This is a genomic window from Streptomyces sp. NPDC001858, assembly GCF_053594615.1.
In genome coordinates this window covers 91,609-100,217 of sequence record NZ_JBSFEV010000036.1, presented here as the reverse complement: position 1 = coordinate 100,217, position 8,609 = coordinate 91,609, and the positions used below count along the sequence as shown (strand labels likewise).

The following is an 8,609-nucleotide window of genomic DNA, read 5'->3' as shown; positions in this document are numbered from 1 at the left end:
GTGCGCATGGCCCTGGCTGCCGTAACCGATGACCGCGACCTTGCGGCCCTGGATGATGGACAGGTCGGCGTCGGCGTCGTAGAACAGCTCGGCCATGGAGAACACCCTTACGTCGTAATGGTCGTCATGGAAGAAGCCCCGGAGGCGCACATGCGCAGGAACGGCGTCTGGAGCACAGTCCGAAGCGTGTGGGTATGTCCGGTCCGCCGAGCGTGTTCCGGTCGGCGCCGATCCGGGGTGCGCCCGCCGTCGGCTTCGGGAGTAACACTATCTCAGCGCCTACCTCCAAGACCGTGTGAACGGTGAACCATGGTGTGAAGTCATGGCCTAAGCTGAGGCGCAGCCCGACCCGATCGGCACCGCAACTCACCAGGAAATGGAACGAGTATGAACACTCTTTTACGTGCAGGAGCCGTTGGCGCCCTGCTCGCCGGTCTGTCCGTTCCCGGAGCCGCGTACGCCACCCCGGGAGGTCCCGGTGTGACCGGCAAGGTCATAGCCCAGACCACCATCGGCGGGACGGACTACATCCTGCGGGAGGTCACCATTCCTCCTGGTCAGGCGACCGGCTGGCACTACCACGACGGCACGCTCTACGCGTACGTCAAGCAGGGCACCCTCAGTCACTTCGACTCCACGTGCGCGTCCGACGGCGTGTACGCCAAGGGCAGTTCCGTCAAGGAGCCGTCGGGCGCCGACAACGTGCACATCGGCAGGAACCTCGGCGCCACCGACATCGTCCTTGAGGTTCTGTACGTCCTGCCGCACGGCGCGCCCTTCTCCCGTGACGCCCCCAACCCCGGCTGCGACTTCGAGTAGTTCCCGTGCGGCGTCAACACTGTGCTGAGCACACCTTGTGCACACAGGACATCGGCGCCGCACCCGCAGACCTGATCGAACTGGAGCGTCCTGTGAGAACCGTGGCCCCCTTCGGCTCCTGGGGCTCCCCCGTCAGCAGCAGGACGGCCACGGCAGGTCTGGCCGCCGGGCAGCTCGCCGCCCCGTCGTACGTCGGCCTGGTCGGCGACGAGGTCTGGTGGGTGGAACCGCGTCCCGAGGAGGACGGCCGGACCGCACTCGTGCGCCGACGCGCGGACGGTGCGACGGAGTCGCTGCTGCCCGCGCCCTGGGATGTCCGCAGTCGGGTCATCGAGTACGGCGGCCGCCCCTGGGCCGCCTCGACCGGCGCCACCGGCGGGACGGGGACGCTCGTGGTCTTCGTCCACTGCGCGGACCAGCGGCTGTACGCCGTCCGTGTGGACGGGGACCGCAGCGGCACCCCCTGTCCGCTGACCCCGGTCTCGCCGGTGGGCGCGGGCCTGCGCTGGGCGGAGCCGATGCTCGACCTCGGGCGCGGTGAAGTCCGTTGTGTGCTGGAGGAGTTCACCGGCGAGGGCGCGGGTGACGTCCGACGCGTCCACGCCGCCGTCCCCCTGGACGGATCGGCGGCCGCGGACCGTTCCGCCGTCCGGGAACTCGCGCCCGCGGTGCATCGCTTCGTCTCCCAGGCGCGGTGGTCCCCCGACGGACGACTGGCCGCGTGGCTGGCCTGGGACCACCCCCATATGCCCTGGGACGCCGCTGAACTACGGGTGGCCGAGGTGAGCGACGACGGTTTCCTGCGGCACGCCCGGACGCTGACCGGCGGGCCGGGCGATCCGGTGGCACAGGCGGAATGGCTGCCGAACGGCACCCTGGTCGCGGCCTGTGAGGGCACCGGGTGGTGGAACCTGTACGCGGTGGACCCGGACACCGGTGTCACACGCTCGCTCTACCGGGCGAGCGAGGAGTTCGCCGGTCTTCAGCGCCTGGGCCACCGGTGGTTCCAGCCGCTGTCCGACGGCCGCATCGCCGTGCTGCACGGAGTGGGAGCGCAGCGGCTCGGCGTCCTGGACCCCGACAGCGGGGAACTCGTCGACACACCGGGGCCGAAGGACGAATGGCTGCCGCATCTCGACGCCGCCGAGGAACGGATCGTCGGGGTGGCCGCCGGACGCCGCTCCCCCTACGAAGTCGTCGAGGTCGACCCCGTCTCCCTGGTCGTCCGGCCCGTGGGCGCGGAGCCCAGGTTCACGGTGGACGCCGAGTATCTGCCGGCCGCCCAGCCCCGGGTGTTCGTCGGCCCCGGCGGGAAGGCGATCCACGCGCAGGTGCATCCCCCGCGCAATCCCGGTTTCGAAGGCCCGAGGGGCGATGTGCCTCCGCTGCTGATCTGGGCCCATGGCGGTCCGGGGCTCAGAGCTCCCCTCGCGCTCAATCCGGAGATCGCGTACTTCACCTCCCGGGGCATCGCGGTCGCGGAAGTCAACTACGGGGGCACGCCCGGATACGGACGCGCCTACCGTGAACGGCTGCGCGGGCAATGGGGCGAGGTGGACGTCGAGGACTGCGCGGCGGTCGCCCAGGCCCTGATCGACGAGGGCACCGCCGCCGCCGGGCGCGTGGGGATCCGTGGCGGCAGCGCCGGCGGGTTGACCGCGGCGCTCTCGGTCGCGTCGGACGATCTCTACGCGTGCGCCGCCCTCTACTACCCGGTGCTGGATCTGCTCTCCCTCGCCGGCGGAGGGACCCACGACTTCGAGTCGCACTATCTGGAATCGCTCGTCGGCCCGAAGGACCGCACGGATCTCTACCGTGCCCGCTCCCCGATCCAGCACGCCGACCGCATCGCAGTGCCGCTGCTCGTCTTCCAGGGAACGCAGGACGTGGTCTGCCCGCCCTCGCAGGCCGAAGCCTTCGTCGATGCACTGTCCCGGCACTCGGGGCGCTGCGGATATCACACGTTCGAGGGTGAGGGACACGGTTTCCGACACCAGTCGACGCTGATGGCCTGTCTGGAGAAGGAACTCCGTTTCTACGCCGACGTGTTCGGCTTCACCGTGTCCTAGGCACTCGGTCATGCGGTCCACGCAGGTGTCACATCGAGGCCACCTGGCAGGTCCAAGGTGTCACACCGTATGTCCGTCGCCCGCCAGGACCGATCCTCACCACTTCGAGAAGGGACATCCCCATGTCGCGCAAGACTTCGACCGTTCTGGACGCCGGCCCGTCGGACGGCGTGGACCCGGATGACCACGTCAGAGCGGCGATGCAGTGGCACTTCGACCCGGCGACCGGGTCCCGGTACTGGCTCAGCCGGGCCGAACGGCTCGACTTCGACCCCCGCCAGGACGTCAAGGGGGTGGCGGACCTCGCGCTCTTCCCCGACATGGCGGACGAGCTGCGGGACGTGCGGGTGGCCGACCTCATCCCCCAGGGCTACGGGTCCGAGGCCCGGCTGCTGAACGTCTTCGACAGCGGCGGAACGACCGGCGCGCCCAAGCGCGTCATCCAGCTCGAAGACTGGATGCGGCACAGCACGGAACAGGTGGACCAGCGTCTGCGCGCTCACGGAATGCCCCTCGGCGCCCAGTGGTTGACGGTCGCCCCGACCGGTCCGCACCTCGTGGGAGACGTGCTGCAACGTGCCGCGGCCTCGCTCGGCGGCCCCGGACTGAGCATCGACATGGATCCCCGATGGGTGCGCAAGCTGATCGCCGCGGGCCGGACCGACGAGGTCGAGGCCTACACCGACCATCTGGTCGCGCAGTGCCGGCGCATCCTGCTCGGTCAGGACATCGGCGTCCTCGCCGCGACCACCCCGCTCCTGGAACGCTTCGCGCGTGAGGACGACCTCCTCGACGTGATCAACAGCAAGGTCAAGACGATCATGTGGGGAGGTACCCACATGGACCCCGACACCCGGCACCTGCTCAGCACCGAGGTCTTCCCCGACGTGCCGGTCATCGGCATGTACGGCAACACCATGATGCTCACCGCGCTCATGGAGCGCGTCGGCCTGACCGCGTCGGAGCCGTGCGTGTTCGACCCGGTCTCCCCGTACGTCTTCCTCTCGGTCGTCGATCCCGGCACCGGAGAGCCCGTGGAGATGGGTGCGCGGGGTCAGGTCGTGGTCAGCCACGTCAGCAAGTCCATGCTGATCCCCCACAACGCGGAGCGCGACACCGCCCTGCGCGTCGCACCGGTCGACGGTCACGCCGGTGACGCCGTCGCGGATGTGGCGCCGGTGCGCACCGTCCAGGGCGAGACGGTCATCGAGGGCGTCTACTGATGACGGCCACGCCGACCACCGCCGACCCGGTGTACCTGGACGCGCTGGGTGCCCGTGGGGCGTACCGGACGCGGGTGCCGAGCGTGGTGCCGGACGTGTCCGGCGCCGAGGCGGCGCGGCTGAGTCTGGTGCCGCCGGTGTACGTCACGCTGGCGATGGCCGCGCTGCGCAAGGCCGACCCGGTGCCGACGGCCGGTCTCGACGCCGTGCTCGCGGCGGCGGGCGACGCGTTCGCCTCCGGCGTCGTCGGCGGTCTGGGTGTACGGGAGTACGAGCGGCTGGTGAGCCGGGTGTCGGGCACTCCCCTCACGGTCGTGCGCGCCGCCACCCGGGGCACGGCGCGGTTCGTGCGGCAGGCCAGGGTCTCCGCCGAGCGGGGCAGGCCGCAGGGCGCGGTCGCCGGGCTGCGCGACGCCGCTGTCAGCGGCGGGCATGCCGTGTGGGCGCGGCGCGGCGACGTCTTCGCGGTCAACGCCTCCGGCAACCATCCCGGCGTGCACCGGCTGTGGCTGGAGGCGCTGGCGCTGGGCTATCGCGTCGCCGTCCGGCCGTCGAGGCGTGAGCCGTTCACCCCGCACCGGCTCGTCGCGGCGCTGCGTCAGGCGGGCGTGGGCGAGGACCAGTTGGTGCTGCTGCCCACCGACCACGGGGCCGCCGACACGGTGGTGCGCGAGGCCGACCGGGCCGTGGTGTACGGCGGCGACGACGTGGTCGCCCGGTTCGCGCACGACCCTCGGGTCCTGCCGCAGGGACCGGGCCGCACGAAGATCCTCGTCACCGCGGACACCGACTGGCGGGATCATCTCGACACGATCGTGGGCTCGATCGCCGACGAGGCGGGCACGGCGTGCGTCAACGCCACCGCGGTCTTCGTCGAGGGCGATCCGGCGCCCCTCGCCGAGGCCGTCGCGGCCCGCCTGTCCGTGCTGCCCAGCCTGCCTCCGCAGGACGAGCGGGCCGTGCTGCCGGTGTGCCCCCTGGACCGGGCGGTCGCCCTCAGCGCGCACCTGGGAAAGGTGGCGGCGGGGACGCGCGCCTGGCTCGGCGGGGACGGGATCGTCGACGATCTCGGCGACGGCAGTGCCGTGCTGCGGCCCGCCGTCCATCAGGTCGACGGTCCCGGCGCCGGGCAGCTGCGGACCGAACTCCCGTTCCCCTGTGTGTGGGTGGCGCCCTGGAGCCGGGCCGACGGCATCGCTCCGCTGCGGGACACGCTCGTCCTGTCGGCGCTGACCCGTGACGGGGCGCTGCTGGACGCCCTGCTGGCGGAGCCCGGCATCGCCAATCTGTACATCGGCGATCACCCGACCCACTGGATGGCGCCGGGGGTGCCCCACGACAGCTATCTGTCGGACTTCCTGATGCGCAGCAAGGCGGTCATCGGCGCGTTGTGACGGGCGGCGGCAGCGCACGCCGCTGCCGCCCCCACGTCGCGCATCAGGTGCGAGGTGCGCGGTCGGCAGCGTCGGCCGCGTTGTGACGGGCGGCGGCAGCGCGCGCCGCTGCCGCCCCCTGGGCGCGTATCAGGTGCGGGGTGCGCGGTCGGCAGCGTCGGCCGTCGCCACACCGCAGCGCACCGCAGCGCACCGCATCGCGCTTGCGCTCGCCACCGCACCCTCATAGCATTACGACCGTAAGCTAATGCTGATCGAGTCCGCGCCGCCGCGCCGACCCGATCAGCAGCCCTTCTCATCGCACCGGGAACCCGTCATGGACCTCTCCACCAGCACCGTCCTCGTCACCGGAGCCAACCGGGGCTTCGGCCGGGCGCTCGCCGCCGAACTGCTCGGCCGCGGCGCCACCGTCTACGCCGGCGCCCGCAACCCCGACCAGGTCGACCTGCCCGGCGTCAAGCCGATCGCCCTCGACATCACCGACCCCGCCTCCGTGGCAGCCGCCGCCGAGGCCGCCGGCGATGTGACCGTCCTGATCAACAACGCGGGCTCCGCCACCGGCGCCGACCTGCTCGCGGCCGACCTGGGCGACATCCGTCTGGAGATGGACACCCACTACTTCGGCACCCTGTCGATGGTCCGCAGCTTCGCGCCCCGGATCGCGGCCAACGGCGGCGGGGCCATCCTGAACGTGCTGTCCGGTCTGTCCTGGCTCAGCTTCCCGGAGGTCGGCGCCTACTGCGCCGCCAAGTCCGCGGAGTGGTCGCTCACCAACGCCCTGCGCGTGCAGCTCGCCGGCCAGGGCATCCGAGTCTCCGGGCTGCACGTCGGCTACATGGACACCGACATGGCGCAGACGGTCACCGCGCCCAAGTCCGACCCCGCCGACATCGCCCGGATCGCCGTGGACGGCATCGCCGCGGGCGCGTACGAGATCCTCGCGGACGACGCCGCCCGCCAGGCGCAGGCCGCACTGGCCCACGGCGTCGCCGCCCTGTACCCGCAGCTCCCCTGAGAGGGGCGGCCCCGCAACCGTCAGCCTTGCGGCGCGGGCACCGGGAAGAGCATGCAGCTGCTGGTGGCGTGGGCGAGCAGGCGGTCCGTCGCGTCGAACAACTGGGCCTGGGCGAGGGCGGTTTGACGACCGCGGCTGACCACCGTGCCCACGGCGCGCACCGGGCCCGTGTCGACCGTGATCCGCCGCAGGAACTTCACCGTCAGGTCGAGCGAGGTGTACGCCATGCCCTGCGGCAGGGTCGACTGGACGGCGCAGCCCGCCGCCGAGTCCAGCAGGGCCGCGAAGACGCCGCCGTGCACGCTGCCGATGGGGTTGTAGTGCTCCTCGCCCGGCGTCAGGGCGAAGACGGCTCTGCCGGGCTCCACCTCGGCCAGGGCGATGTCGAGGGTGGCGCTGATGGGCGGCCCCGGCAGGCTCCCCTTCTGCAGTTCGCGCAGGAAGTCGAGGCCTGCCATGCGTCCGGCGGCTTCCGCCAGGATCGCGGGGTCTTCCCATTGATACGTGCGTGTCCGTCCCACGGCAGAGCGCCTTCCCGCTGGCTTTTTCCGGTGAAGCTAGCTTCCGGCTCGCCTGACTGTCAATGACGAAGCCAGCCCCTTACGATGGCGGAATGGAGTGGCTTGAGGCGAGCACGGAGAACTGTCCCGTCCAGCGCACGCTGGACGTGGTCGGAGAGAAATGGACGTTGCTGATCCTGCGCGACGCCGTCAACGGAGTGCGCCGCTTCGACGACTTCCGCCGTCACATCGGCCTGTCGGAGGCCGTCCTCAGCAACCGCCTGCGCAAGCTGACCTCGGCCGGCGTCCTCAAGACCGTCCCGTACCAGGAGCCCGGCAGCCGTGCCCGCAACGAGTACCGCCTGACCCGCAAGGGCTGGGACCTGTGGCCCGTCCTGATGGCGCTGAGCCAGTGGGGCGAGAGGCACGCGCTCGGCGCCGAGGGCCCGGTACTGGACGTCCGCCACACCGACTGCGACGCCCCGGTCCGCGTCGTCGTCGAGTGCTCCGCGGAGCACTCCGCCCTGACCCCCGCGGACGTCACGGCCCGGCTGGGCCCGGGAGCCGTCCGGCGGCGAGCGCGGGCGCGGGCGTAATATTACGTACGTCAGGCCATAAGTTGTGGCCATAGCTCAGAGGGTGGGAGAAGTCCTGTGGTGCGCTACGCCAAGGAGCACAAGCAGGTGACGCGGCAGCGGATCATCGAGCGGGCCGGGCAGCGCTTCAAGCAGGACGGGATCGACGGCTCGGGAATCTCCACGCTGATGGCCGACGCCGGGCTCACCAACGGAGCGTTCTACGCGCATTTCGAGTCGAAGGACGACCTCGTCGCCAACGTCGTTGCCGATCAACTGCGCGCGCAGGTGGAGCGGTACGACACGCTGGCGCCCGGTCGCGCGGGGCTCGAGGAGTTCATTCGCGCGTATCTGTCGCCCGAGCACCGGGACCAGCCCGGCATCGGCTGCCCCTCCGCCGCGCTGCTCGACGAGATCGGCCGCTGCGGGGACGCGACCAAACAGGCCTACACGGACGGTGCGCGCACCATCGTCGACGAGATCGCGGCCCGCCTGTCCCCCGGGGATCCGCGGTCCGCTCACGACCGGGCCGTCGGGCTCTTCACCATGCTGGTGGGCACGCTGCAGCTGTCCCGCGCCGTCTCCGACCCGGCGTTCGCCGACGACGTCCTCGAACGGGGGACGAGGAACGCCCTCGACCTCCTGAACTGAGGAGCCGGGAAGCAGCGGCGGCTTATCACCTGTGCGGGGTGAGGTCCGGGACCGGCCCCGGGCGGAGCATCGCGGGGAAAGGAGCCGTCAGCCCGTCCCAGGGCCCCCGCCGGGGAGAGCAGCCCATGCGCTACGAGATCCGCGTCGACGGCCAGCTGTCGGAGACGCTGAAACGCGCGTTCCCGGAGCTGGACAAGGTCGTCATGTCCGGCCAGACCGTGCTGTTCGGATCCGTCATCGACGAGGCGCACCTGTACGAGCTCCTGGACCGCTGCCAGAACCTGGGCCTGCGGCTGATGGAGATGCGGCAGCTGCCGGAGTGAGCGGCCGGGCCGGGGCGGCGGGCCCGATCACCCGCGGTGG

The 8,609-nt window shown here is 71.4% G+C and carries 10 protein-coding genes; 8 read left to right on the top strand and 2 right to left on the bottom strand.

Annotation, left to right across the window (positions count from 1 at the left end; all coding sequences use genetic code 11):
• Positions 1-96: hypothetical protein (locus ACWCPF_RS35965; protein WP_351812805.1), on the bottom strand; the 96-nt coding region annotated here is incomplete at its 3' end.
• Between the two features lie 291 nt (positions 97-387).
• On the opposite strand from ACWCPF_RS35965, the gene ACWCPF_RS35960 reads away from it, so the two are divergent.
• The 5 genes from ACWCPF_RS35960 to ACWCPF_RS35940 all read left to right on the top strand — a co-directional run bounded on the left by ACWCPF_RS35960 (position 388) and on the right by ACWCPF_RS35940 (position 6,520).
• The gene (locus tag ACWCPF_RS35960) at positions 388-819 is read left to right on the top strand and encodes a cupin domain-containing protein (protein ID WP_451049313.1); all 432 of its coding nucleotides are present in this window, start codon (positions 388-390) and stop codon (positions 817-819) included.
• Positions 820-911: 92 nt separating this feature from the next.
• Positions 912-2,888 (top strand): prolyl oligopeptidase family serine peptidase, encoded by a 1,977-nt coding sequence (locus ACWCPF_RS35955; RefSeq protein ID WP_451049312.1) that lies wholly within the window; start codon positions 912-914, stop codon positions 2,886-2,888.
• Between the two features lie 122 nt (positions 2,889-3,010).
• On the top strand, positions 3,011-4,111 hold the full coding sequence (locus ACWCPF_RS35950; protein WP_451049311.1) for a phenazine antibiotic biosynthesis protein: 1,101 nt from the start codon (positions 3,011-3,013) through the stop codon (positions 4,109-4,111).
• Positions 4,111-5,505, top strand: a complete 1,395-nt coding sequence (locus ACWCPF_RS35945; RefSeq protein WP_451049310.1) for an aldehyde dehydrogenase family protein — start codon at positions 4,111-4,113, stop codon at positions 5,503-5,505. The genes ACWCPF_RS35950 and ACWCPF_RS35945 overlap by 1 nt, the downstream gene beginning before the upstream one ends.
• A 316-nt stretch (positions 5,506-5,821) precedes the next feature.
• Complete coding sequence (locus tag ACWCPF_RS35940; protein WP_451049309.1) at positions 5,822-6,520, top strand: SDR family oxidoreductase; 699 nt, start codon at positions 5,822-5,824, stop codon at positions 6,518-6,520.
• Between the two features lie 20 nt (positions 6,521-6,540).
• Here the strand turns inward: ACWCPF_RS35940 and ACWCPF_RS35935 are convergent, their stop codons facing one another.
• Positions 6,541-7,041 (bottom strand): PaaI family thioesterase, encoded by a 501-nt coding sequence (locus ACWCPF_RS35935; protein WP_451049308.1) that lies wholly within the window; start codon positions 7,039-7,041, stop codon positions 6,541-6,543.
• A 92-nt stretch (positions 7,042-7,133) separates the two neighbouring features.
• Between ACWCPF_RS35935 and ACWCPF_RS35930 the strand changes: the two genes are divergently transcribed.
• From ACWCPF_RS35930 to ACWCPF_RS35920, 3 genes are all read left to right on the top strand, one after another.
• Positions 7,134-7,616 carry a winged helix-turn-helix transcriptional regulator gene (locus ACWCPF_RS35930; RefSeq protein WP_451049307.1) on the top strand — a complete coding sequence of 161 codons (483 nt, stop codon included), beginning with the start codon at positions 7,134-7,136 and terminating at the stop codon, positions 7,614-7,616.
• A 57-nt stretch (positions 7,617-7,673) separates the two neighbouring features.
• Positions 7,674-8,246, top strand: a complete 573-nt coding sequence (locus tag ACWCPF_RS35925; protein WP_451049306.1) for a TetR/AcrR family transcriptional regulator — start codon at positions 7,674-7,676, stop codon at positions 8,244-8,246.
• 125 nt (positions 8,247-8,371) lie between these two features.
• A complete protein-coding gene (locus tag ACWCPF_RS35920; protein WP_451049305.1) occupies positions 8,372-8,569 on the top strand; it encodes a hypothetical protein in 198 nt (65 codons plus the stop codon).
• Positions 8,570-8,609 lie beyond the last annotated feature (40 nt).